The organism is Streptococcus oralis subsp. oralis (assembly GCF_002096595.1).
Taxonomy (GTDB): Bacteria; Bacillota; Bacilli; order Lactobacillales; family Streptococcaceae; genus Streptococcus; species Streptococcus oralis_D.
Genome location: NZ_NCUR01000010.1, coordinates 791,517 through 817,450, shown reverse-complemented (window position 1 = coordinate 817,450; position 25,934 = coordinate 791,517). Strand labels below are relative to the sequence as shown.

General features: G+C 42.3%; 24 protein-coding genes and 1 pseudogene. 19 read left to right on the top strand and 6 right to left on the bottom strand.

Annotation, left to right across the window (positions count from 1 at the left end; all coding sequences use genetic code 11):
* Positions 1 to 318 precede the first annotated feature (318 nt).
* From B7714_RS08410 to dtd, 18 genes and pseudogenes are all read left to right on the top strand, one after another.
* Entirely contained in the window at positions 319 to 534 is a 216-nt protein-coding gene (locus B7714_RS08410) for a hypothetical protein (RefSeq protein ID WP_084860216.1), read from the top strand.
* Between the two features lie 26 nt (positions 535 to 560).
* Positions 561 to 1,322: pseudogene (locus tag B7714_RS09880) on the top strand (DUF6261 family protein).
* 111 nt (positions 1,323 to 1,433) lie between these two features.
* Complete coding sequence (locus B7714_RS08400) at positions 1,434 to 3,302, top strand: P-loop NTPase fold protein (RefSeq protein WP_084860215.1); 1,869 nt, start codon at positions 1,434 to 1,436, stop codon at positions 3,300 to 3,302.
* Positions 3,303 to 3,502: 200 nt separating this feature from the next.
* Positions 3,503 to 3,907: a YbgA family protein gene (locus B7714_RS08395; RefSeq protein ID WP_084860214.1), complete on the top strand. Its 405-nt coding sequence runs from the start codon at positions 3,503 to 3,505 to the stop codon at positions 3,905 to 3,907.
* Positions 3,891 to 4,253, top strand: a complete 363-nt coding sequence (locus B7714_RS08390; RefSeq protein WP_084860213.1) for a TIGR02328 family protein — start codon at positions 3,891 to 3,893, stop codon at positions 4,251 to 4,253. The genes B7714_RS08395 and B7714_RS08390 overlap by 17 nt, the downstream gene beginning before the upstream one ends.
* Positions 4,254 to 4,495: 242 nt before the next feature.
* A complete protein-coding gene (metE, locus tag B7714_RS08385) occupies positions 4,496 to 6,745 on the top strand; it encodes a 5-methyltetrahydropteroyltriglutamate--homocysteine S-methyltransferase (RefSeq protein WP_084860212.1) in 2,250 nt (749 codons plus the stop codon).
* Positions 6,746 to 6,839: 94 nt separating this feature from the next.
* The gene (metF, locus tag B7714_RS08380; RefSeq protein WP_042903098.1) at positions 6,840 to 7,706 is read left to right on the top strand and encodes a methylenetetrahydrofolate reductase [NAD(P)H]; all 867 of its coding nucleotides are present in this window, start codon (positions 6,840 to 6,842) and stop codon (positions 7,704 to 7,706) included.
* Between the two features lie 634 nt (positions 7,707 to 8,340).
* The gene (gene pnp / locus B7714_RS08375) at positions 8,341 to 10,554 is read left to right on the top strand and encodes a polyribonucleotide nucleotidyltransferase (protein ID WP_084860211.1); all 2,214 of its coding nucleotides are present in this window, start codon (positions 8,341 to 8,343) and stop codon (positions 10,552 to 10,554) included.
* Positions 10,555 to 10,569: 15 nt separating this feature from the next.
* Positions 10,570 to 11,187, top strand: a complete 618-nt coding sequence (gene cysE, locus B7714_RS08370) for a serine O-acetyltransferase (protein WP_070567985.1) — start codon at positions 10,570 to 10,572, stop codon at positions 11,185 to 11,187.
* Between the two features lie 49 nt (positions 11,188 to 11,236).
* Positions 11,237 to 11,437, top strand: a complete 201-nt coding sequence (locus B7714_RS08365) for a YdeI/OmpD-associated family protein (protein ID WP_008808365.1) — start codon at positions 11,237 to 11,239, stop codon at positions 11,435 to 11,437.
* A 13-nt stretch (positions 11,438 to 11,450) separates the two neighbouring features.
* Positions 11,451 to 12,215 carry a nucleoside phosphorylase gene (locus B7714_RS08360; RefSeq protein ID WP_070567983.1) on the top strand — a complete coding sequence of 255 codons (765 nt, stop codon included), beginning with the start codon at positions 11,451 to 11,453 and terminating at the stop codon, positions 12,213 to 12,215.
* Between the two features lie 8 nt (positions 12,216 to 12,223).
* Positions 12,224 to 12,697 carry a dihydrofolate reductase family protein gene (locus tag B7714_RS08355; protein WP_084860210.1) on the top strand — a complete coding sequence of 158 codons (474 nt, stop codon included), beginning with the start codon at positions 12,224 to 12,226 and terminating at the stop codon, positions 12,695 to 12,697.
* 65 nt (positions 12,698 to 12,762) lie between these two features.
* Positions 12,763 to 14,106 (top strand): cysteine--tRNA ligase, encoded by a 1,344-nt coding sequence (gene cysS, locus B7714_RS08350; protein WP_084860209.1) that lies wholly within the window; start codon positions 12,763 to 12,765, stop codon positions 14,104 to 14,106.
* Complete coding sequence (locus B7714_RS08345) at positions 14,099 to 14,485, top strand: Mini-ribonuclease 3 (RefSeq protein ID WP_084849517.1); 387 nt, start codon at positions 14,099 to 14,101, stop codon at positions 14,483 to 14,485. The genes cysS and B7714_RS08345 overlap by 8 nt, the downstream gene beginning before the upstream one ends.
* A gap of 3 nt (positions 14,486 to 14,488) precedes the next feature.
* Positions 14,489 to 15,358, top strand: coding sequence for a helix-turn-helix domain-containing protein (locus tag B7714_RS08340; protein WP_084860208.1), 870 nt, complete (start codon positions 14,489 to 14,491; stop codon positions 15,356 to 15,358).
* Positions 15,359 to 15,471: 113 nt separating this feature from the next.
* A complete protein-coding gene (locus tag B7714_RS08335) occupies positions 15,472 to 16,602 on the top strand; it encodes an ABC transporter ATP-binding protein (protein ID WP_000229944.1) in 1,131 nt (376 codons plus the stop codon).
* Positions 16,603 to 16,739: 137 nt separating this feature from the next.
* Positions 16,740 to 18,956 (top strand): RelA/SpoT family protein, encoded by a 2,217-nt coding sequence (locus tag B7714_RS08330; RefSeq protein ID WP_001123779.1) that lies wholly within the window; start codon positions 16,740 to 16,742, stop codon positions 18,954 to 18,956.
* A gap of 29 nt (positions 18,957 to 18,985) precedes the next feature.
* Complete coding sequence (gene dtd, locus B7714_RS08325; protein ID WP_000691413.1) at positions 18,986 to 19,429, top strand: D-aminoacyl-tRNA deacylase; 444 nt, start codon at positions 18,986 to 18,988, stop codon at positions 19,427 to 19,429.
* 31 nt (positions 19,430 to 19,460) lie between these two features.
* On the opposite strand, the gene B7714_RS08320 is transcribed toward dtd, so the two are convergent.
* The 6 genes from B7714_RS08320 to B7714_RS08295 all read right to left on the bottom strand — a co-directional run bounded on the left by B7714_RS08320 (position 19,461) and on the right by B7714_RS08295 (position 23,854).
* Positions 19,461 to 19,874, bottom strand: a complete 414-nt coding sequence (locus B7714_RS08320; RefSeq protein WP_000732787.1) for a hypothetical protein — start codon at positions 19,872 to 19,874, stop codon at positions 19,461 to 19,463.
* Positions 19,875 to 19,981: 107 nt separating this feature from the next.
* Complete coding sequence (locus tag B7714_RS08315; protein ID WP_000188541.1) at positions 19,982 to 20,632, bottom strand: metal-dependent transcriptional regulator; 651 nt, start codon at positions 20,630 to 20,632, stop codon at positions 19,982 to 19,984.
* Positions 20,633 to 20,715: 83 nt separating this feature from the next.
* Complete coding sequence (tpx, locus tag B7714_RS08310; protein WP_000206544.1) at positions 20,716 to 21,210, bottom strand: thiol peroxidase; 495 nt, start codon at positions 21,208 to 21,210, stop codon at positions 20,716 to 20,718.
* Between the two features lie 120 nt (positions 21,211 to 21,330).
* The gene (gene psaA, locus B7714_RS08305; RefSeq protein WP_000733080.1) at positions 21,331 to 22,260 is read right to left on the bottom strand and encodes a metal ABC transporter substrate-binding lipoprotein/adhesin PsaA; all 930 of its coding nucleotides are present in this window, start codon (positions 22,258 to 22,260) and stop codon (positions 21,331 to 21,333) included.
* Between the two features lie 26 nt (positions 22,261 to 22,286).
* A complete protein-coding gene (locus B7714_RS08300) occupies positions 22,287 to 23,135 on the bottom strand; it encodes a metal ABC transporter permease (protein ID WP_045617553.1) in 849 nt (282 codons plus the stop codon).
* Positions 23,132 to 23,854 carry a metal ABC transporter ATP-binding protein gene (locus B7714_RS08295; protein ID WP_049477396.1) on the bottom strand — a complete coding sequence of 241 codons (723 nt, stop codon included), beginning with the start codon at positions 23,852 to 23,854 and terminating at the stop codon, positions 23,132 to 23,134. The genes B7714_RS08300 and B7714_RS08295 overlap by 4 nt, the downstream gene beginning before the upstream one ends.
* Before the next feature lie 178 nt (positions 23,855 to 24,032).
* Here B7714_RS08295 and B7714_RS08290 point away from each other — a divergent pair, with 178 nt between their 5' ends.
* A complete protein-coding gene (locus tag B7714_RS08290) occupies positions 24,033 to 25,925 on the top strand; it encodes a M13 family metallopeptidase (protein WP_070535719.1) in 1,893 nt (630 codons plus the stop codon).
* Positions 25,926 to 25,934 lie beyond the last annotated feature (9 nt).

The window sequence follows — 25,934 nt, the reverse complement described above, 5'->3', positions numbered from 1 at the left end:
CTAACCTTCGAATGGTCTATCTGAGAAAGTTTTGAGGTCTTCGAGCTTTCGAATAGTTGTCTTTCCTAAAGTTTAGATGTATTCTAAAGCTAGAAGAGTTAAAATTTGAAAATAGTAAGAGTCTCTATCTGACATACGGGATGTGTATCTAGTCAGATAGAGATTTTCTATTTCTGAAATGACTGATTTACCCTGTAAAAGTAAGAAATAGACTGAAAAAGTGCTGTTGAGATGATAAAGTAGACAGTTGAGCGGATGAGTTTCATAAGTTCAGTGCTATTTGTTAGAATTGTCTTATCAACTTAAAGGAGAAATTTGATGAAGAAAGATAAAGAAAATGATGAGGGTATCTTATCGGACCTTCCTCTATGGGGCCTCCTATTTTTGGTCTGTGTATTACTTCAAGTCTATGTAGGAAAGGACAGACCTTTGATTCAACCTCCTAGACAAGGAAGCATTGTAAAAACAGATCAAAAACAGGTCTATCTTCCTGAACTAATCCAGTCTTTATTTGATAAAGAAAAAACTAAATGAATTCGTTAAATAGAAAGGTTATCATCATGACAAAAACATTTACCATCCGTCCGCTAAGCTATACCAACTTTACTAACCGTGAGTTTGAAAGTCTCATGGTAGATACGGGTCAACTACTAGAAGTTTTTGCCAAGGCACATAAGGACGAGCCTATGTATAGCAAGCATCTCGATTCCTTCAAGAGCAAGCTAGCAGACTTCCAAGGCCAACTCGCTATCGTAGAAAAGAAAGAGGCGACGAACCTGACCGAAGTCGATCGCAATCGTGATAGCGCCCTAGTTGGTCTCTTTACCCTTCATCGAGGATTTGCTAAGATCAAGGAAAGCAAACTCAAAGAAGCCCATGAGACCTTGAAACCAGTTTTTGCCAAGTACAAGGACATCACCAAGCACAGTAATGATGTGGAAACAGCAGAAATCAAGAGTCTGCTCAAAACGCTGAGCGAAGAACCTTACCAAACAGCAGTTACTAGTCTAGGACTGACACCTATGCTACAGGTGGTGATCAGTGCGCAGGAGGAATATGATAAGGTGGAAAGTCAGGCGCGTGCGCATAAGTCTGCTAAGGAAGTCGGCAAGACCAGACAAGTCCGTACTGAACTAACCAGCATCTACGACCTCTTTATGCGCTATACCGCAGCCAGCGCATAAGCCTATCCTGAAAAAGAGCACCTGACCAAACTCCTTAAAGACCTCAACACAATCCGAGATAGTAAACGTCGATTGAGTGGTTCGAGTAAGAAAGATAAGAAAGTTAAAGTAGAAGAAGCAGAACAAGTAGCAGGATAAAAAAACGTCTTTAGATATATTATTATCTAAAGGCGTTTTTTGCTGGATTCGTGGTATAATTTTAGGGAAAGTATAAGGTTATAAAATAATTTATTTTTAGAAAGAGATACTATGGATGATAGATTTGTTACATTAAAGCACATTGATACTTCAGTAGCAGCTAAAAATGTTGCTAAATTACTTGAAGAAAATAAAACTTATTTCTTAAATGGGAACTGGGGTTCTGGAAAAACAGAATTTCTAGTTGAAGTTGGTAAGAATACTAATAAAAAATTAGTTACGATAGACTTTTGGAGATTAAGCGATAACCGCTCAACGATTGAGATTGTTTTTTCAAAATTACATCCGTGGAAATACAAGTTTTTAAGGTTTTTCATAGTTTTATGTGTTGCATTATCAATCCTAATGACAAATGTAGTTGATTTGGGTTTAAGTTCTTTTTTTGAATCTTTTTGTGTTAAATTAATTGTTGGGAGTATTGTTTTATTAGTGGCAATATATCAATTTTTTAAAATCAAATCAGATGGTTTTTACAGTTATTTATTAACTTCTAAATGTCTGCCATTATCTCAAAAAGTATTAGTTATTGATGATTTTGATCGAATGTCTAACAAACAACAAGAGGAGAGTTATAAAATTTTTAGTTTACTCAGTGGCAAGCTTCCGATTGTTTTTGTAGGAGACATTGAGAAAGTACATCTTAAAGACAATAATTTTCTTTCTAAAATAATTGATAGAAGGATAGAGCTACCATTTGTTCTTCATCCATCAAATATTTGGCAAGATTATTTTGACTTGCTAGGAAAGAAATTTAGTACGAGATTGTCTGATGATTTTTGGAGAAGGTTTAGTTTTGAAAATAGAAACTTGCGAGATAGAAATCATTTTAATGACTATGTCAATCAAGAATTCTTTTCAAGGGGGAAACTAGGACATGTTCAGGAGGAACAGCAACTTTGGATTATCTATACCTACCTTTTTTATCCTGAATTATATAAACAATTATTAAAGGCTGAAGAAATAAAAGTCAAGGATGATGAAAAAATTAGTTTTACATGGCTGTTCAGGTTTGGACGAAGCATACAAGAAATACTGTCCGACATTCAACAATCAGATCTTAACCAATATCCACCAAACTATAAAATGAATAGCTCGGCCTATTTTCTTTATGAAGAATCTCTAAATCGTACAAAAGAGGAATTGGATACATTACTTGAGACAGATAGTGAAGAATTATCAAGAGAATTAAGAGAGGGGAATCATAAGACTGATTTTTATCAATATCTCTCAAGTGAATATAAATCTTTTTCCGAAAATCAGAAAGCTAAATTACTACGTATTACCATACAAGAATCTCTTAAATCTTATAATAGCCCTGCAATGGACTATATTGTTGCAGAAAAGTTAAATGAAAAAATTCCTCGATATGAGAGGAATAGTCCTTTAAGCAAGGAAATAATAGCTAGAATTGTAGATTTTTGGGAAACTATTCTGAGAAAAGAAGGTTTGGATACGTCTGAGATACTTTATTTTATGGAAAAACATAGAGTGCTGACCTTCTATGATTTGGGACTTCACTATACAAAACTAGAAATAAATAATGAAAATTTCGCTAAGCTAAGACGAAAAGATTTCTTCCTCTTGACCTATCTTAGTGTAGTTAATAAATTTGAGGAATTTAACACATGGGGTAGCAGCATATGGAATGCAATAGGGTGTTTTGAGGATAAGGAATTTTTGTCATTTTGGAAAATCCTAGGAATTCTTTCAAGTGACGGAGATTATTTTGACTTTGATAAAATTCCAGAAAATATGACTTACACTCTTTGGATAGGTAAATACACTTTTGAACCTCCACGTGATTTTGTGGACTTTAAGGAGGACGTTATTGAAAAGATTCGTCCGAGACTTGAGCATCTGAAATCAAAAGGATTTACGTTTGTAGAAGAAATAGATGGAGAACATAGACGTAGGGATTAGGATTTTAAAATTTGGGAATTTTTTCTAATTCATTACTTATTTTTAACCGTTATACTAAAGTTAATTTTTAGCAGTGAAAATATTATAAATTTTAGCAGTGAAAATATTATAAAATAGAAAGAAAATACATTTCCTTAATAAAATTAAGATAAAATTTTGTTTCCATATTTCCTGGAAACTGATAGAAAGTAAGGAGAAACATGGAACAAATTAACCAAAAATCCCAGTGTCAGCAACTCTGGGCTAGAAAAAAATACCTCGTTTTGAGCCATTCCAGCAATATTTACAATGAGATTCGCCAATATCTCAAGAATGAAGTGGTGGAGATCAGCCATGTTCAAAACCTCATTGACCGTGCTTGCCAGATTCCAGAACATAGAGGTCAGGTTTGCAATGCCTTTCAGCATATTTGGGGCTATTTCAAAAAGAAAGCGACAGATGCTGAGCGCAAGGACTATATGCTCCTGCTGGATCGCTACCGCTTTGGTCAGGCTTCTAAGGAAGACTTGATTGCTAAGACTCGAGACTTGCTTGATCGCTATCCAAATACCTACTTGCAACATTCGACATTACTGAAAGGAGACTCCCATGAGACTTTGGCATGAGGCTTTGATTTCACAACTTCCCCGTCCTCAGCTCTTGGGGCAACATCGAGAATGCTGCGCCTTGCGTGGTAATGGCTGGGGCAGAAAGCATGCGACGGTTGACTATGTCTTTACCCATTCGCCCTATCGTCTCTATGCCTACCATGACTTGATCATGAAGGAGATGGCTAACCGTGGCTATAATGTCAGTCCAGAATGGCTGGATAAGAACTACCGTGGCAAGACCTGCTCTCCTTATCAAGACTTAGCAGAGGAGAAGCTAGGCAAGCCCATCTATAGTGAGCATGATGACTCCTACTATAATGAGTGTCTGGCTAATCTCCGTGACAAGGGGATAGACCTATAGTCTTTTCTAATAACAAGCTATAGTCAGCTGTCAGTTCACTATTATTTCGCGAAGAGCTAACAACTTTGAAAGGCTACTAATCTATATCTATCAAAGGATTTGGGGAATCTTCTCTAAATCTTTTTTTGTACTTTAAATCGTGATATAGTTTCAAGCTATATCAAAGCCTAATTTTTTACAATTATACAGGCGCTTTCTTTTCTGTTAAGATAGTTTCAACAACAAATTTTGGAGGACACATCATGTCAACTACGATCATCGGTTTCCCTCGTTTGGGTGAATTCCGCGAATTAAAATTTACAACTGAAAAATACTTTAGAAAAGAAATCTCAGAAGAAGAACTCCTTGCAGCAGCAAAAGAATTGCGTGCGAAACACTGGAACATCGTCAAAGAAAAAGGCATCACTGAAATTCCATCAAACGACTTTTCTCACTATGACAACTTCCTCGATGCAGCTTTCCTTTTCAACGTGGTACCTGCTTCAGTTCAAAACTTGGACTTGTCTGACCTTGAGCGCTACTTCGCTTTGGGTCGTGGTTACCAAGGAGAAAAAGGGGATGTTCGTGCCCTTCCGATGAAGAAATGGTTCAACACTAACTACCACTACATCGTTCCTAAGTTTGAAAAAGACACTCAAGTAAAATTGGCTGGTCACAAGATCTTTGATGAATTCCAAGAAGCCAAAGAACTTGGATTGAACACTCGTCCTGTTCTTGTAGGACCATTCACTTTCCTTCAATTATCAGACTTTGAAGAAGGCGTAAAAGCAGAAGACTTCGTAGACAGCTTTGTCGTAGCTTACCAAGAAGTTTTTGCGAAATTGGCTGAACTTGGTGCAACTCGAATCCAACTTGACGAAGCTGCTCTTGTCAAAGATTTGACAGCTGAAGAAAAAGCTCTCTTCTTGAACCTCTACAACAAGCTTTTGGCTGACAAGAAAGGTCTTGAAGTCTTGCTTCAAACTTACTTTGGTGATGTTCGTGATGTCTATACTGATCTTGTGAACTTGCCAGTAGATGCCATTGGTTTGGACTTCGTTGAAGGTAAGAAAACTCTTGAACTTGTTAAAGGTGGTTTTCCAGCTGATAAGACTCTTTATGCAGGGATTGTCAACGGTAAGAACATCTGGCGCAACAACTACGAAAAGAGCTTGGCTGTTCTTGAGCAAATCCCAGCTGAAAACATCGTTTTGACAAGCTCATGTTCCCTTCTTCATGTGCCATTTACAACTGCTAACGAAGAATTTGAACCAGCTATCTTGAACCACTTTGCTTTTGCAGTTGAAAAATTGGATGAGATCCGTGATTTGGATGCTATCCGCAACGGTCAAGGTGAACAAGCTCTTGCAGCTAACAAAGAACTCTTTGCGACTGAGCGTGTGGGTGAAAATACTGAACTTCGTGCCCGTATTGCTGGATTGACAGATGCAGACTACACTCGTTTGCCAGCCTTTGCAGAACGTGAAGCGATCCAAGAAGAAACCTTCAAACTTCCAGCTCTTCCAACAACAACGATCGGTTCATTCCCTCAAACTAAGGAAGTTCGTGCTAAACGTTTGGCCTTCCGTAAGGGTGAATTATCACAAGAAGAATACGATGCCTTTCTTGCTGAAACCATCGACGAATGGATCAAATGGCAAGAAGAAGTTGGATTTGACGTGCTTGTACACGGTGAGTTCGAGCGTAACGACATGGTTGAGTACTTCGGTCAAAACTTGTCAGGTTACCTCTTCTCTAAGAATGGTTGGGTACAATCATACGGTATGCGTGGGGTGAAACCACCAATCATCTGGGGTGATGTGACTCGTCTCAACCCAATCACTGTGAAATGGTCTAGCTACGCACAAAGTCGTACTGACAAACCTGTTAAGGGTATGTTGACTGGACCGGTTACCATCCTTAACTGGTCATTCCCACGTGAAGACATCTCTATCAAGGATTCTACTCTTCAAATCGCACTTGCCATCAAGGATGAAGTGCTTGACCTTGAAGCTGCAGGTGTGAAAATCATCCAAATCGACGAGGCTGCTCTTCGTGAAAAATTGCCACTCCGTCGTAGCGACTGGTACGAAGACTACCTTGACTGGGCTATTCCAGCCTTCCGCTTGGTACACTCTACAGTTGCACCAGATACTCAAATCCACACTCACATGTGTTACTCAGAATTTACAGATATCATCCCAGCTATCGACAACATGGATGCGGACGTTATTTCCTTTGAAGCAAGCCGTTCAAACCTTGAAATCTTGGACGAACTCAAAGCGAAAAACTTCCAAACAGAAGTGGGACCTGGGGTTTACGATATCCACTCTCCTCGTGTGCCAAATGAAGGCGAAATAGACCACACAATCGATGCTATTCTTGCTAAAGTTCCAAGCAAGAAAGTTTGGATCAACCCTGACTGTGGTTTGAAAACACGTGGTATTCCAGAAACAAAAGAAAGCTTGATCCGCCTTGTCGAAGCAGCAAAAACTGCGCGTGAGAAATTGTAAGATAAGATTTCTCTCGTGACACTGACTGTTCGAGGAACTGCTTGGCCCAAGCCGGCTCAGCAATCATGAAATCAAAAAGAAAAGGATAATGACTATGTCACGCCAAACGCCGTCACTTTCATTTGAAGTGTTCCCTCCAAACCCAGCTGTGGGTAATGATAATATTATTTCTGCTCTTCAAGATATGCGGGAGCTGACACCGCACTTTATCAGTGTGACTGCCAGCAATAATAAATTTAATATCAAGGAAACGACGGTTCGTTTGGCTGACTTTATCCAGAATGATTTGGCGATTCCAACCATTGCCCACTTGCCAGCTATCTATCTAACCAAGGACAAGGTTGCAGAAACCATTGCGGACTTGGACAAGGTCGGGGTACAGAAAATCTTGGCCTTGCGTGGGGATATTATCCCTGATGTGGAGCCTCAAAAGGATTTCCGCTACGCAACGGACTTGATCGAGTTCATCAAGGAACAAGCCCCTCACTTTGATATTATCGGAGCTTGTTACCCAGAGGGACACCCAGATTCTCCAAATCAAATCTCAGATATTCAAAATCTCAAGAAGAAAGTGGATGCAGGCTGTTCAAGCCTTGTAACGCAACTTTTCTTTGATAATGAGCGTTTCTATGATTTCCAAGACAAGTGTACCTTGGCAGGGATTGATGTTCCTATTCATGCGGGGATTATGCCAATTCTTAACCGTAACCAAGCACTTCGTCTCTTGAAAACGTGTGAGAATATCCACCTTCCACGTAAATTTAAGGCTATCTTAGACAAGTATGAGCATGACCCTGAGTCGCTCAGAGCAGCAGGACTTGCCTATGCCGTGGATCAGATCGTGGACTTGGTGACCCAGGATGTCGCAGGTGTGCATCTCTACACCATGAACAATGCTGAAACAGCCAAATACATCCACCAAGCAACCCATGCCTTGTTTAATCATCAGTCTTTAGGGTAATCGATTCTTTAACCACTGAGACGACAGCTTGTCATTTACATGCTTTTAAATGAAAAATGACAGTTGCGAAAGCCAAAGAATTTTCTAAATAAAATAAACAACAAACCATTCCTCTTTTCATGGGGGAATGGTTCCTTTTTAATAGAAAAGCCCGCACTTTTTAAGAAAAATATGATAAAATAGACTCTGTACGTACTTGATACAAAGATGAGGGTATTTAGGTTGTAGAAGTTTGTTTAAAGTGGATTATTTTTTAAACAAAATATGATAATAGGTGTCTCAAAAAACACGAACGGAGTGAGTATTTAAAAGATATTTCACGCTATAGTGGTATCCTAGAGAATAACTCTGTTATTTTCTAGGACGGAATTTTTTAGACTTCAGGCTAAAAAATAAGGGATGAAATTCCGAAGGAAGTTGCTCCCGTCCGCACTATTCCAGTGAAATATCAAAAAAACTACTTAATTGAATTTTGGTCTCATTTCTTAGGAAAAAAGATAAGCTTCCTAGCACTCATCGAGTGCGACGTCACCTTCCTATTTTTCTACAGAAATGTTCGGCAAACCGAACCGTCCAAAATATCTTGATCTTTGTAGGCAAGGCGTATAATTTCATCAATCCAAAGGGGATTAAAATGACAAAACAAGTGTTTCAAACGACTTTTGCGGGTCGTGAGTTAATCGTAGAGACTGGTCAGGTTGCTAAGCAAGCAAATGGCTCTGTTGTCGTCCGTTACGGTGAGTCAACTGTCTTGACTGCTGCCGTTATGTCTAAGAAAATGGCAACTGGGGATTTCTTCCCACTTCAAGTCAACTACGAAGAAAAAATGTATGCGGCTGGGAAGTTTCCTGGTGGTTTTATGAAACGTGAAGGGCGTCCTTCGACAGATGCAACTTTGACAGCGCGTTTGATTGACCGTCCAATCCGTCCTATGTTTGCGGAAGGTTTCCGTAACGAAGTGCAAGTCATCAATACGGTTCTTTCTTACGATGAAAATGCCTCTGCTCCAATGGCAGCTATGTTTGGTTCATCCTTGGCACTTTCTATCTCAGACATTCCGTTTGACGGTCCAATCGCTGGGGTACAAGTGGGTTATGTCGATGGCCAAATCATCATCAACCCTACTCAAGAACAGGCAGAGCAATCGCTTCTTGAATTGACAGTAGCTGGGACCAAACACGCTATCAACATGGTTGAGTCTGGTGCCAAAGAATTGTCAGAAGAAATCATGTTGGAAGCCCTTCTGAAAGGGCACGAAGCAGTCAAAGAATTGATTGCCTTCCAAGAAGAAATCGTTGCGGCAGTCGGTAAAGAAAAAGCAGAAGTGGAATTGCTTCATGTAGACGCTGACTTGCAAGCTGAAATCATTGCAGCTTACAACAGCGACCTCCAAAAAGCGGTCCAAGTAGAAGAAAAATTAGCTCGTGAAGCTGCAACTCAAGCAGTTAAAGACCAAGTAACAGCGGTTTACGAAGAAAAATATGCAGACCATGAAGAATTTGACCGTATCATGCGTGATGTGGCTGAAATCTTGGAACAAATGGAACACGCTGAAGTGCGCCGTTTGATTACGGAAGACAAGGTGCGTCCTGACGGTCGTAAGGTTGATGAAATCCGTCCTTTGGATGCGCAGGTTGACTATCTTCCTCGTGTGCACGGTTCAGGTCTCTTTACTCGTGGCCAAACTCAAGCTCTTTCAGTCTTGACCTTGGCTCCGATGGGAGAAACTCAAATCATCGATGGTTTGGATCCAGAGTACAAGAAACGCTTTATGCACCACTATAACTTCCCTCAATACTCTGTAGGGGAAACAGGTCGTTACGGTGCGCCTGGTCGTCGTGAAATTGGTCATGGGGCTCTCGGTGAACGTGCTCTTGCTCAAGTCTTGCCAAGTTTGGAAGAATTTCCATACGCTATCCGCTTGGTAGCAGAAGTCTTAGAATCAAACGGTTCATCTTCTCAAGCCTCTATCTGTGCGGGAACGCTTGCCCTTATGGCTGGTGGTGTGCCAATCAAGGCACCAGTGGCTGGTATTGCCATGGGTCTTATCTCAGATGGAAATAACTACACAGTATTGACAGATATCCAAGGGTTGGAAGACCACTTTGGAGATATGGACTTTAAGGTTGCTGGTACTCGTGACGGGATTACAGCTCTTCAAATGGATATCAAGATTCAAGGAATTACTGCAGAAATCTTGACTGAGGCCCTTGCTCAAGCCAAGAAAGCTCGTTTTGAAATCCTTGATGTCATCGAAGCGACTATTCCAGAAGTTCGTCCAGAATTGGCTCCAACTGCTCCAAAAATTGATACTATCAAGATTGATGTGGACAAAATCAAGATTGTCATCGGTAAGGGTGGAGAAACCATCGACAAGATTATCGCTGAAACAGGCGTTAAGATTGATATCGACGAAGAAGGTAATGTTTCTATCTACTCTAGCGATCAAGATGCCATTAACCGTACCAAAGAAATCATTGCTGGTTTGGTTCGTGAAGCCAAAGTGGATGAAGTTTACCATGCGAAGGTTGTTCGTATCGAGAAATTTGGTGCCTTTGTCAACCTCTTTGATAAGACAGATGCACTTGTGCACATTTCTGAAATGGCTTGGACTCGTACCAACCGTGTTGAGGACTTGGTAGCTATCGGTGATGAAGTCGATGTTAAGGTTATCAAGATTGATGAAAAAGGCCGTATCGATGCCTCTATGAAAGTTCTTCTTCCTCGTCCGCCAAAACCTGAGCATGATGAAAAAGGCGAAAAGTCTGAGCGACCTCACCGTCCACGTCATCACAAGGACCACAAACCTAAGAAAGAATTTACAGAAACACCAAAAGATTCAGAATAAGAAAAGGAGAAATGTATGGGATGGTGGCGCGAAACCATTGATATTGTAAAAGAAAATGATCCAGCGGCACGCAACAGTTTGGAAGTTTTGCTAACTTATCCAGGTGTCAAGGCCTTAGCTGCCCACCGTCTCTCGCATTTTCTCTGGAAGCACGGCTTCAAACTCCTGGCTCGGATGCACAGTCAGTTTTGGCGCTTTTGGACCCAGATTGAGATTCATCCGGGTGCTCAGATAGAATCAGGTGTCTTTATCGACCATGGTTCAGGATTGGTGATTGGAGAGACAGCGATTGTTGAAAAAGGCGTTCTTCTCTATCACGGAGTGACTCTTGGTGGGACTGGTAAGGATGTTGGCAAACGCCATCCGACTGTGCGTAAAGGAGCTCTCATATCAGCCCATGCCCAAGTCATCGGACCTGTAGAAATCGGTGAAAATGCCAAAGTCGGTGCTGCTGCAGTAGTCGTGGCAGACGTACCTAGTGATGTAACGGTTGTCGGAATCCCAGCTAAGATCGTCCGAGTTCATGGACAGAAAGATGAACCAACGATTCACGAAGTCGAAGAAAAACGGGAGTACTACGTCAATAAACTAGAGCAGGCTAGAGAAGCCAGCCACCATTCGTCAAGTTTGTAGGAAAGGGTGGCAAAGTTATCGAGGTGAAGTATGACAGGAGGTAAGAACTATGTCAGATTTATCAGATGCAATTTTGAACCAGGCAGTTCTTGAGTTGCAAGAACACTTGGATGGTCTTGCTAAGGAGCGCTTTATTAAACTGCCACCTAGCCACCAGCGAGAATGGGCTCATTATATCAGTGAAGCCAAAAAAGATGAGACCAAGCTGCGCCGTCTAAATAAAATGAAGGCGGATTTGCTGGAGCCTTAAAGAAAGAGAAGTTATGCTATTAGAGGAATTTGAAGATGTAGCAGCAGTTATTGAGCCAACTGAAAAGCCAGTCCATGACAAGGGAGAGGTATGCGAAACCATCATCTTGTCCTTTAATGGCGAAATTCTGAAACGTTTGATTGAGTCAGAAGATGTCTATCCGGGGGGCTATTTGAAAAGCATAAACGGCCATCATCCATGGTATATTTATGGCCAAGGTCCTAGCAAACTAGCAGTTATGTTGGCTCCAATTGGGGCTCCTATGATAGTTGGCCAACTGGAGGAATTGGTAGCTAGAGGCTTCAAAAATTTTATCATTTTAGGTTCCTGTGGCGTTTTGGACCGCTCAATTGAGGCGGATAAAATTATCCTGCCTGCAGCCGCATTGCGAGATGAAGGAACTAGCTATCACTATGCCCCACCGGGTGACGAAGTCACCTATGACGAGTCTCTGCTGATCGAGCTGGAAGCCATCTTTGACAAGCACAATATTGAGCATATCCGCACTAAGTCTTGGACGACCGATGCCTTTTATCGAGAAACGCCAGATAAGGTCAAGCGTCGCTTGGCTGCTGGTGCACAAGTGGTGGATATGGAAGCTTCAGCTATCATGGCTTGGAGTCAATTTCGCAAGAGCAAGGTCTATCAATTCTTCTACACAGCTGACTATGTGGATCATCATAACCGAATCTGGGATGCCCGCCATGAAGAGCGGACAGCTGATGCCATGACTTTTTTCACTATCGCTTTGAAAATAGCAAAGGAACTAGAAAGGTAACTACAAGAATGGCAGTATATTTTTACGGCTGTATCACCATGGATGGCTACTTGGCTGACAGCCAGCACAGGATAGACTGGCTGCATCAGCTTGGTTCTGTAGAGGATACAGGCTATGATGACTTTTACAGGCAAATGGATATCACCATCATGGGCAAGCGGACCTTTGAGGAAATCCAAGATTTGCAAGATGTAGAAAGTTTTTATCAAGCTACGGAAAACTATGTCTTTACGCATGATAGGCACCTGCCTGTCAGCAATTACCAGCCAGTAGCTGGGGATGTGGTGGACTTTGTTCGCCAGATTGACAAAGGCAAAAATGTCTTTGTGATTGGTGGTAATTCCTTAGTAGGACCCATCTTGGATGCGGATCTTTTCGACCACCTCATTATTCAGATAGCACCCCTTATCCTAGGAAAGGGGGTTCCCCTCTTTACCCAAGAGGAAGGGCAGCGCTTTTACCAACTGGATAGCCTCAGATAATTTGGCCCATTTGCAGAGCTGGTTTTCAGCCGAAAAAGTCAGAAATAGAGAAGGGAGTGGACCGCATGATTAAAATTTACGACACCATGACCCGCAGCCTACGTGAATTTGTGCCCATTGAAGAGGGCAAGGTTCGCATGTATGTCTGCGGTCCGACGGTTTATAACTATATCCATGTCGGCAATGCCCGCTCAACAGTAGCTTTTGACACAGTTCGTCGCTATTTTGAGTATCGGGGATTTGAGGTCAATTATATTTCCAATTTTACAGATGTAGACGATAAGATTATCAACCGTGCCAAGGAAGAAGGTATCACGCCTCTGGAGGTTGCGGACAAGTATATTGCTGCCTTTCGTGAGGATGTGACAGCCTTAGGCGTGAAACCTGCGACTCGCCATCCGCGTGTAGTGGAGTTTATGGCGGACATTATCCGCTTTGTGGAAGACTTGATTGAAAAAGGCTTTGCCTACGAGAGTCAAGGAGATGTTTACTTCCGAGTGGAAAAATCCCATAACTATGCTAAGTTGGCTAACAAAACCTTGGAAGATTTGGAGCTGGGTGCTTCAGGTCGTACCGATGAAGAAACGGCTCGCAAGGAAAATCCTGTAGACTTTGCCCTTTGGAAAGCTACAAAACCAGGCGAGATTTCTTGGGACAGTCCTTGGGGACCTGGTCGTCCGGGTTGGCATATCGAGTGTTCGGTCATGTCAACTGAGATTTTGGGCGATACCATTGATATTCACGGTGGGGGAGCTGATCTGGAGTTTCCGCATCATACCAATGAAATTGCCCAGTCAGAAGCCAAAACAGGCAAGACTTTCGCCAACTACTGGATGCATAATGGCTTTGTCAATATCGACAACGTCAAGATGTCTAAGTCCTTGGGCAACTTTATCACCGTACACGATGCCCTCAAAACTCTTGATGGCCAAGTGCTTCGTTTCTTCTTTGCCACTCAGCATTACCGTAAACCAATCAACTTTACGGAAAAAGCAGTGCATGATGCCGAGACCAATCTCAAATATCTGAAGAACACTTACGAGCAACCATTTTCTGGGACTGTAGATGCTCAAGAATTGCAAGCCTTTAAAGACAAGTTTGTAGCAGCTATGGATGAGGATTTCAACTCCGCCAACGGTATCACAGTTGTCTTTGAAATGGCCAAGTGGATCAACTCTGGCAACTATGATGCAAGTGTTAAGAAAGCTCTTGCAGATATGTTGGAAGTCTTTGGAATTGTCTTTGTTGAGGAAGTTTTGGATGCAGAGATCGAAGCCTTGATCCAAAAACGTCAAGAAGCGCGTGCCAATCGTGACTTTGCGACAGCAGACCAAATCCGTGATCAATTGGCTGCTCAAGGAATTAAGCTCCTTGACACCAAGGATGGAGTGAGGTGGTCTCGTGATTGATGTCAATCTCATTAACGGGATTGCGTTGGCTTTTGAGGGAGATGCAGTTTATTCCATGTATATCCGTCGCCATCTCATCCTTAAAGGCATGACCAAACCCAACAAGCTCCACCAAGAGGCGACCAAGTATGTCTCGGCCAAGGCTCAGGCTCGCCTGATTTCCCTGATGTTGGAGGAGCAAGTCCTGACGGAAAAAGAAGAAGAAATCTACAAACGTGGTCGCAATACCAATAGCCACACAAAGGCTAAAAATGCTGATGTGGTGACTTACCGCATGTCTACAGGTTTTGAAGCAGTGATGGGCTATCTCCATCTGACTGAAAATATGGAGCGTCTAGAGACCTTGATTTCGTGGTGCATCCAAAAAGTGGAGGGCTAGAATATGATTGCAAAGGAATTACAAGACTGGTTTCCTGAAGCTCAGATTTCAGATCAGCCGATTGAGAAACCAGGCTATCTTACTCTCCCTTTAGCTTCTCAGCAGTGGATTTTACTGGAGGAAGCTGGGCTCAGCGAGCGTGAAAAGCAGTTGGTTGCCCTTTTAACCCAGCAGGAGCAGGCTCGTTCGCTCAATCCTTGGTATTCCTATCTGATCGAGGGGAAGGGGCAGGCACCGCAAACTTTCAAAAAGATTCAGCTGGTTTATTGCCATCTTTCCTATTTCCAACAGGAAAATCTATCCTCTTGGCTAGACATGATGCGGACTCTTTTTCCCAACTGCCAGACAGTGCTACAGGTCGGGGCTCAGGATTATGTTTTTGTCCTCCAGCAAGATAAATACAGCTCTGTCCGCTCAATCTTATCTGATACGATTGAAGCGGTTGAGTATGACTTTGGCCTTCGTCTGTCGATCATGTTAGGGCAGGTGTGGCCTCAGACAGGCCCTCAAGCCCTATCAGACTTGATCAAAGCGGAGCGGGATTTGTTTAAGACTTGGTGGCGCCAAGGTCACCAAGGTGTACACACCTTTTCACAGCTCTATCTATGGAGTATGGGAGAAAGGATTGTGGACCTGAGAGTCATTAAAGAATGTCTGCACCAGATGATTTTGGATCAGGATCAGATTCAGGAAATTATCCTTTCTCTCTGGGAAAATAGTGCTGTCCTAACTAAAACAGCCCAGCAACTCTATCTACACCGCAATTCTCTCCAATACAAGATTGACAAATGGGAAGAATTGACAGGGCTTCAGTTGAAGGAGTTAACGGATCTTACCTTGTGTTATCAGTTGATTTTACCAGATATTCTTTAAAGTTTTGTGCAAGTTGCACAGAACTTTTTTATTTTTTTGGTCACCTTGCCATAGAAATGTAAAGCGTTTTCATCTATAATAAAACTATCAAAAGACAAAAGGAGTTCACCTCGATGGTAGAATTAAATCTTAAAAATATTTACAAAAAATATCCAAACAGCGAACACTATTCAGTTGAAGACTTCAACTTGGACATCAAAGACAAAGAATTTATCGTTTTCGTAGGTCCTTCAGGATGTGGTAAATCAACAACTCTTCGTATGATTGCTGGTCTTGAAGACATTACAGAAGGTACTGCATCTATCGATGGCGTGGTTGTTAACGACGTAGCTCCAAAAGACCGTGACATTGCCATGGTATTCCAAAACTACGCTCTTTACCCACACATGACTGTATATGACAACATGGCTTTCGGTTTGAAATTGCGCAAATACAGCAAAGAAGACATCGACAAACGTGTGCAAGAAGCGGCAGCAATCCTTGGTTTGAAAGAATTCTTGGATCGTAAACCTGCTGACCTTTCAGGTGGTCAACGTCAACGTGTTGCCATGGGTCGTGCCATCGTCCGTGATGCAAAAGTGTTCTTGATGGACGAACCTTTGTCAAACTTGGATGCCAAACTTCGTGTATCTATGCGTGCTGAAATTGCGAAAATCCACCGTCGTATCGGTGCTACAACCATCTACGTAACTCACGACCAAACAGAAGCGATGACATTGGCAGACCGTATCGTTATCATGTCAGCTACTAAGAACCCTGCTGGTACAGGTACTATCGGACGTGTTGAACAAATCGGTACCCCTCAAGAAGTTTACAAAAACCCAGTTAACAAATTTGTAGCAGGATTTATCGGAAGCCCAGCTATGAACTTCATCAATGTGAAATTGGTCGGTAGCGAAATTGTTTCTGACGGTTTCCGTTTGAAAGTGCCAGAAGGTGCTTTGAAAGTTCTTCGTGACAAAGGCTACGAAGGAAAAGAATTGATTTTCGGTATCCGTCCAGAAGATGTGAATGCAGAACCTGCTTTCCTTGAAACATTCCCAGAATCAGTTGTCAAAGCTACTATCTCAGTATCAGAATTGCTTGGTTCAGAATCTCACCTTTACTGCCAAGTTGGTAAAGACGAATTTGTTGCCAAAGTGGATGCTCGTGACTACTTGCAAACAGGTGCAACAGTTGAACTTGGATTTGACTTGAACAAAGCACACTTCTTCGATGTAGAAACTGAAAAAACAGTCTACTAAGCAAATGAAATGTCAAAACACTGCTAGAGAAATCTGGCAGTGTTTTTTAATGATTGGTATTGGCATAAAAACAGGCTTTTCTAGTTTTCATATCCTTAAAAAAGTGATAAAATGGTAGGAAGAATTGGAGAGTATAGATGCCGAAAGAAGTGAATTTGACGGGCGATCAGGTAGTCGCTTTAACGAGAGAATATTTAACAAAGGAAGACGTTGCTTTTGTACAAAAAGCATTGATTTACGCAGTTGATTGTCATAGTGGGCAGTTTCGGAAATCAGGTGAGCCCTATATTATCCATCCCATTCAGGTAGCAGGAATTCTGGCTAAGCTCAAGCTGGATGCCGTAACCGTTGCCTGTGGTTTTTTGCATGACGTTGTTGAAGACACAGATGCGACACTGGATGATCTAGAGAGAGAGTTTGGTCATGATGTTCGGATTATCGTTGATGGGGTGACCAAGCTTGGTAAGGTTGAGTACAAATCACTCGAGGAACAATTGGCTGAAAATCACCGCAAGATGCTTATGGCCATGTCAGAGGATATCCGTGTTATCTTGGTTAAATTATCGGACCGTTTGCACAATATGCGGACTCTCAAACACCTGAGAAAGGACAAGCAAGAACGTATCTCCAGAGAAACCATGGAAATTTACGCACCACTTGCTCATCGTCTAGGGATTTCCAGTGTCAAGTGGGAGTTGGAAGATCTATCTTTCCGTTACCTCAATCCAACTGAGTTTTACAAGATCACCCACATGATGAAGGAAAAACGCAGAGAACGTGAGGCTCTGGTCGATGAAGTCGTAACCAAGTTGGAGGACTATGCTACCGAACGCAATCTCAAAGGGAAAATCTATGGTCGTCCTAAGCATATCTATTCGATCTACCGCAAGATGCAGGATAAGAAGAAACGCTTTGAGGAAATTTATGACCTGATTGCCATTCGCTGTATCTTAGATACCCAGAGTGATGTCTATGCCATGCTGGGTTATGTGCATGAACTTTGGAAACCTATGCCAGGCCGCTTCAAAGACTATATCGCCAATCGTAAGGCCAACGGTTACCAGTCTATCCATACAACTGTTTATGGACCAAAAGGGCCGATTGAATTCCAGATTCGTACTAAAGAAATGCACGAAGTGGCTGAGTACGGGGTTGCGGCTCACTGGGCTTATAAGAAAGGCATTAAAGGGCAGGTCAACAGCAAGGAATCTGCTATTGGGATGAACTGGATTAAGGAGATGATGGAGCTCCAAGACCAGGCTGATGATGCCAAGGAATTTGTGGACTCTGTTAAAGAAAACTATCTGGCGGAGGAGATTTACGTCTTTACTCCAGATGGTGCGGTTCGCTCCCTTCCAAAAGATTCAGGACCGATTGACTTTGCCTATGAAATCCATACCAAAGTCGGTGAAAAAGCGACTGGTGCCAAGGTCAATGGCCGTATGGTTCCGCTGACAACCAAGCTCAAGACAGGGGATCAGGTTGAAATTATCACCAATCCCAACTCCTTTGGTCCGAGTCGTGACTGGCTCAACATGGTCAAGACCAGCAAGGCGCGCAACAAGATTCGTCAGTTCTTTAAAAATCAAGACAAGGAATTATCCGTTAACAAGGGCCGTGAAATGTTGATGGCCCAGTTCCAAGAAAACGGCTATGTAGCCAATAAGTTTATGGACAAGCGTCATATGGACGAGGTCCTTCAAAAGACCAGCTACAAGACAGAAGAAGCTCTCTATGCAGCCATTGGTTTTGGAGAAATTGGCGCTATTACCGTCTTTAACCGTTTGACCGAAAAGGAACGCCGCGAGGAAGAACGTGCCAAGGCCAAGGCGGAAGCAGAAGAGCTTGTCAAAGGTGGCGAAGTTAAGGTTGAAAACAAAGAAACCCTCAAGGTCAAGCATGAGGGAGGTGTGGTGATTGAAGGTGCCTCAGGTCTCTTAGTGCGGATTGCTAAGTGTTGTAATCCAGTGCCGGGTGACGACATTGTCGGCTACATTACTAAGGGACGCGGTGTAGCTATTCACCGTGTGGACTGTATGAATCTCCGTGCCCAAGAAAACTACGAGCAACGTCTCCTTGATGTGGAGTGGGAAGATCAATTCTCAAGCAAGGAATACACCGCCCACATCGATATCTATGGTCTCAACCGTACAGGGCTCTTAAATGATGTTCTGCAAGTTCTCTCCAACACAACTAAGAATATCTCAACCGTTAATGCTCAACCAACCAAGGATATGAAATTTGCTAATATCCATGTCTCCTTTGGTATTTCCAACCTCTCTACACTGACCACAGTCGTGGACAAGATTAAGAGTGTGCCAGAGGTCTACTCTGTCAAACGGACCAACGGCTAATTCTCCCTTCAGTTACTAGAAAGGCTATTATGAAAATCATTATCCAACGGGTTAAAAAAGCTCAAGTCAGTATCGAAGGTCAGGTTCATGGAAAGATCAATCAGGGACTCTTATTGCTGGTCGGTGTAGGCCCAGAGGACCAAGAGGAAGATTTGGACTATGCTGTGAGAAAGCTCGTCAACATGCGGATTTTTTCAGACGCAGAAGGCAAGATGAATCTGTCTGTCAAGGATATTGAAGGGGAAATCCTTTCTATTTCCCAGTTTACCCTCTTTGCGGATACCAAGAAAGGCAATCGTCCCGCCTTTACAGGTGCAGCCAAGCCGGATATAGCAACTGCCTTCTATGAGTTTTTCAATCAAAAGCTAGCTCAGGAAGTACCTGTTCAGACAGGCATCTTTGGAGCGGATATGCAGGTGGAGCTGGTAAATGATGGGCCAGTTACCATCATTCTTGATACTAAAAATAGATAAGAAAACCAAGCCCAGTTGGCTTGGTTTTTGTTTATAGACACTCCCAGAAGGCGATGTGTTTGTTGTAAAAGTCGGGATAGTTTTCTCTTAGGTGGCTAGCCGTCATATAATATAAAGTAGAATGACAGGAAGTAAAGACTGGAGTAAGAGAGTAGAAATATTGAGGGTCAGTGATGGCTAAAAAGACAAATAATAGAAAATCGCTGATGAGCACTCCTAAATAGTAGAAGCGAATTTTTTTGTTCATCTGAGGATAAATCTCAGAGAACTGTTTTTTGAGTCGATTGACCAAGCGAAATAGCAGTAGTCCTTGAGCAAGGATGAAAATGAAGCAAAAAATCAGGCCTCTCTCCAAAGAAAGTTCGTATCGGGGTCTGAAAGTTACCAACAGTAGCAAATCGCTGACTACAATGGCTGCAAAATGGATTCTAAAGAGCTTTTTCATAGGAAGACCTCCCTCTTTTATCTAGCTTCATTCTACATCAAACGAATGGAACTTACAACTAAAATAATAAAAAATCCCTGAAAGGAATTTCTTTCAAGGATAAGGGCTTAGTTGATTTTTTCGACATAGAGTTGTTTGGCGATATCCATACTAACTTGGAGGTCTTCACCTTTGTTGACCAGTGTAAAGGTATTGGAAAAATTATCAAACTGCTTGACTTTGACTTGGTTACCGATATGAATCTCATGCTTTTCTAAGTATTTAAGTAAGTCAAAGCTATCGTGAACTCGAGTCAGGAGATAGGTTCCAGCTTCCTTGGTACCTGCCAGTGGTAAGTTGTTGATTTCAACCAAGAGCTCTCCCTTGGCTGGGATGGTTCCTCCGTGGGGACAGGTTTTAGGGAAGCCCAGCAGTTTATCCAGTCTCTCTACGAAGAGATCGGATACAGTGTGCTCTAGGACCTCGGCTTCTTCGTGGATCTGGTCACTGGTATAGTCGAGATGGTGAACTAGAAAGACCTCAATCAACCGGTGTTTGCGATAGAGCTCGGAGACTAGTTTGAGCCCAATATCTGTCAATAGATAGCCATTCTCCTTGTCCTTGAGGATGAGATTTTCACTTTTCATGCGTTTGATCATCTCTGTTACGGCAGGTGGAGAGACTTGCATACGGGCAGCAATTTCCTTATTGGTGATTTTTTGCATTTCCGTACCGATTTCATAAATACATTTTAGGTAGTCTTCTTTATTTGGCGTCATTCGTTTCCTCTTGTCTTTTCTCTCCATCTAGTATATCAAAAAAAGCTAGATTTCTCTAGCCTTCTGCCCTAATGGCTTTGATTTTAGTCCAGTTCTTTTACTGCAGCAATAGCAGCTTCAAAGTCTGGTTCCGTGTTGATGTTGTCAACGTATTCTACATAACGGATGACATTGTCAGTATCGAGAACAAAGACGGCACGTGCAAGGAGATGCCATTCGTTGATCAAGAGGGCATAATCGCGCCCGAAAGAATGGTCAAAATAGTCTGAAAGCATGATGGCATTGTCAAGGCCTTCAGCCCCGCACCAGCGTCCTTGGGCAAATGGTAGGTCCATAGAAACAGTAAGAACGACGGTATTGTCGAGGTTAGCTAGTTCTTGGTTGAATCGACGTGTTTGCGTTGAGCAGATACCAGTATCGATAGAAGGGACAACACTCAAGACTTTTTTCTTTCCTTCAAAGTCAGCTAGCGTTTTTTTAGAGAGATCGGTTGTCGTAAGAGAAAAGTCAAGTGCCTTGTCTCCGACTTGCAGTTGTTTACCTGTAAAGGTTACAGGATTTCCGAGAAAAGTGGTCATGAAACTACTCCATTCTTTTTTCTTTTATTTTACCGAGAATTGTCAGATTTTTCCAATGATTTGACTGGAAATTAAGCGATAAAAAACGCCTGTTCATGTGAGAACGACGTTTTTAATGGATTACTTAGACAAACCTTCAGCAATCTTGTCAAGGTTGTATTTCATCATGCTGTAGTAGCTGTCGCCTTCTTTGCCTTCTTCAGCAATTGAGTCAGTAAAGATTTGTGCGTAGATTGGGATGTTTGTGTCTTGTGAAACAGTCTTCATTGGACGGTCATCGACACTTGATTCAACAAAGAGTGATGGAACTTTTGTTTGGCGAAGTTTTTCAACCAAGGTCTTGATTTGTTCCGGTGTACCTTCTTCTTCCGTGTTGATTTCCCAGATGTAGGCACTTGGGACACCGTAGGCTTTAGAGAAGTATTTGAAGCATCCTTCGCTGGTTACGATGAGTTTCTTTTCAGCAGGGATATTGTTAAATTTCTCTTTGGCTTCCTTGTCTAGTTTGTCTAGTTTTTCAGTATAGTCTTTGAGATTTTTTTCGTAGAATTCCTTGTTGCTAGGATCTTTGGCAATGAGCTGTTTAGCGATATTTTTAGCATAAATCATCCCATTTTCAAGGTTGAGCCAAGCGTGTGGGTCTTCTTTGCCTTTCTCGTTTTGGCCTTCAAGGTAGATAACATCAACGCCTTCGCTGACTGCAAAGTAGTCTTTGTTTTCAGTTTTCTTGGCATTTTCGACCAATTTGGTAAACCAAGCATTGCCACCTGTTTCAAGGTTGATACCGTTATAGAAAATGAGGTCAGCCTCAGAAGTTTTCTTTACGTCTTCAGGAAGTGGTTCGTACTCGTGTGGGTCTTGACCAACAGGAACGATACTATGAAGATCAATCTTATCGCCAGCGATATTTTTGGTAATATCAGCGATGATTGAGTTTGTAGCAACAACTTTTAGTTTTTGACCAGAAGTAGCATCTTTTTTTCCGCTAGCACATGCTACAAGTGCAATGACGGAAAGAAAGAGTACAAGCAATGTACCTAATTTTTTCATTAGATTCCTCCAGAAAGGGTCTCCCCTTATTTATTGATTTTTTTATTTTTTAGTTTCAAGTATCGTTGCTTTGGAGAGATAAAGAAACTGATTAAAAAGAAGCTGGCGGATGTGAGCACGATGCTGGATCCTGCTGCGAGATTGAAGCTATAGCCGATAAAGAGTCCCAAAACAGAAGCGGTTGCCCCTAGGGTTGATGAAAGAAAAATCATGCTCTTTAGGCTATTAGCATACAGGTAAGCCGTCGCAGCTGGGGTGATCAACATGGCCACGATAAGAATAGTTCCAACACTTTGCATGGCAGTGACTGACACAAGGGTCAAGAGCACCATGAGCAGATAGTGGTAGAAATTGACGGGCATTCCCATGGCTTTAGCCAGGAGCTCGTCAAAGGATGTAATCAATAGTTGTTTAAAGAAAATCCCGATAATCAAAAGAATCAATGCCCCAACACCGATGGTGATCCACATGTCCGTATCTTGGACAGCGAGGATATTCCCAAAAAGGATATGGAAGAGGTCTGTCGAACTCTTGGCAACACTAATCAAGATGACACCTAAGGCTAAGAAAGATGAAAAGGTAATACCAATGGCGGTGTCACTCTTGATGATAGAGTTTCCCTTGATGTAGGTAATGATGATGGAAGCCATCAAACCAAAGATGATCGCTCCAATAAAGAAATCAATTCCCAGGATAAAGGAAAGGGCTACGCCGGGCAAAACTGCGTGAGAGATAGCATCTCCCATGAGAGACATCCCACGTAGGATGATAAAACATCCCACAGCTCCAGCAACAACTCCGATGACAATAGCTGTTATCAAGGCGTTTTGTAGGAAATGGAAATTTTGCAATCCATTGATAAATTCTGCTATCATAGGTCACCTCCATTGAAAAAGAGTTTGCTACCGTAGGCCTTTTTAAGATTGGCTTCGGTAAAGGTTTCTATAGTCGGACCAAGGTCTATTAATTCTCGATTGAGAAGCAAAACTTGGTCGAAATAATGGGGGACTTTGCTGAGGTCATGATGGACGATGAGAACTGTTTTACCAGATTTTTTTAGGTCTCTCAGCGTGTTCATGATAATCTCTTCACTAACCGAGTCAATCCCGACAAAAGGCTCATCTAAAAAGATGTAGTCAGCTTCCTGCACAAGGCAGCGGGCAATCAACACACGTTGGAATTGTCCTCCTGAGAGCTGGCTGATTTGGCGATCAGCATAGTCTGAAAGTCCAACGATTTCAAGAGCCTCTGCCACTTTTTTCCAGTGGCTGGCCTTTAAAGTGTGAAAAAGCGGGATAGATGGATAGAGTCCCAGTGAGACACATTCCTTGACCTTGATAGGGAAATTGTAGTCGATATGGATTTTTTGCTCGACATAGGCAACTCGATGTAAAGATTTCTTGACTTCTTTGTCGTCGAGAAAGGCCTGACCTTCATGTGGGATAATTCCCAACATACCTTTTAATAAAGTTGATTTTCCAGCACCATTTGGACCAATAATTCCGGTAATCGTTGGTCCTTGGAGCACTAGTGAAATATCCTTTAGTGCCAACGTTTCTTTGTAGGAGACACTGAGGTTTTCGATACGTATCATACAGTTGTATTCCTCCTGCCTTTTAATATACCTTAAAAAAAAAATTAAGTCAAGTTAATTTTTGAAAAATTTAAAATAATAACTGAAAAACGAAGAAAAAAGAGAAACCATTTTTAATTGCATTCCCAAGTGTTTTTTGCTAAGCTAAGAATAAGTGAAAAATGAAAGCGAGAACAAGATGACACGTTATCAAGATGATTTTTATGATGCTATTAATGGCGAATGGGAAAAAACAGCTGTCATTCCAGCTGATAAATCTCGAACAGGTGGTTTTATTGACCTTGATGAGGAAATTGAAGAGTTGATGCTGGCAACAACGGACAAGTGGTTGGCAGGAGAGGATGTCCCAGAGGATGCTATCCTCGCAAACTTTGTTAAGTACCATCGCATGGTACGCGATTTTGATAAGAGAGAAGCAGATGGGATCAAGCCCGTCCTTCCTCTGCTCAAGGAATATCAGGATTTGGAGAGTTTTGCAGATTTTACCAGCAAACTGGCAGAGTTCGAACTAGCTGGTAAACCAAACTTCCTTCCATTTGGTGTATCGCCAGACTTTATGGATGCCAGAACCAATGTTCTTTGGGCCAGTGCTCCAGGAACAATCTTGCCAGATACAACCTACTATGCTGAAGACCATCCTCAACGTGAGGAGCTCTTGACTCTTTGGAAGGAAAGTACAACGAATCTTCTCAAAGCCTATGATTTCTCAGACGAGGAAATCGCAGACTTACTAGAGAAGAGATTGGAATTGGACCGTCGTATCGCAGCTGTGGTGCTTTCTAACGAAGAAAGTTCAGAATATGCCAAACTCTACCATCCATACGCTTATGAAGAATTCAAAAAATTTGCTCCTGCCCTACCTTTGGATGACTTCTTCCAAGCTGTTCTTGGGCAAGTTCCTGACAAGGTTATCGTAGATGAGGAACGTTTCTGGCAAGCAGCAGATCAGTTTTATAGTGAGGAAGCTTGGCCTCTACTCAAAGCAACCTTGATTTTGGCAGTGGTGAATCTTTCAACCAGTTATTTGACAGATGAGATTCGTGTCTTGTCAGGTGCCTATGGACGTGCCCTTTCAGGTGTGCCAGAAGCTCAGGACAAGGTCAAGGCAGCTTATCATTTGGCCCAAGGTCCCTTTAAGCAAGCCCTTGGTCTCTGGTACGCGCATGAAAAATTCTCTCCAGAAGCTAAGGCAGACGTAGAGAAAAAAGTAGCGACTATGATTGACGTTTATAAGGAACGTTTGGCTAAGAATGACTGGCTCACGCCTGAAACGCGTGACAAGGCCATTGTCAAACTTAATGTCATCAAGCCTTATATCGGTTATCCAGAGGAATTGCCAGCCCGCTACAAGGACAAGGTAGTGGATGAAACTGCCAGTCTCTTTGAGAATGCCCTAGCCTTTGCGCGTGTGGAAATCAAGCACAGCTGGAGTAAGTGGAACCAACCGGTTGACTACAAGGAGTGGGGCATGCCTGCTCATATGGTCAATGCCTACTATAATCCTCAGAAGAACTTGATTGTCTTCCCAGCGGCTATTTTACAGGCTCCATTCTATGACTTGCACCAGTCGTCTTCAGCCAACTACGGTGGTATTGGTGCTGTTATTGCTCACGAGATTTCTCATGCCTTTGACACAAATGGTGCGTCCTTTGATGAAAATGGTAGCCTCAAGGATTGGTGGACAGAGAGTGACTATACTGCTTTCAAAGAAAAAACACAAAAAGTTATCGACCAGTTTGATGGGCAAGAATCTTACGGTGCAAGAATCAACGGGAAACTAACCGTGTCTGAAAACGTTGCTGACTTGGGAGGAATTGCTGCAGCCCTTGAAGCTGCTAAGAGAGAACCAGACTTCTCAGCTGAAGAATTTTTCCACAACTTTGCTCGTATCTGGCGCATGAAAGGCCGTCCAGAATTGATGAAACTTATGGCCAGTGTCGATGTGCACGCGCCTGCCAAACTCCGTGTCAATGTGCAAGTGCCAAACTTCGATGACTTCTTTACAACATACGATGTCAAAGAAGGCGACGGCATGTGGCGTTCACCAGAGGACCGTGTGATTATTTGGTAAGACAAAAAC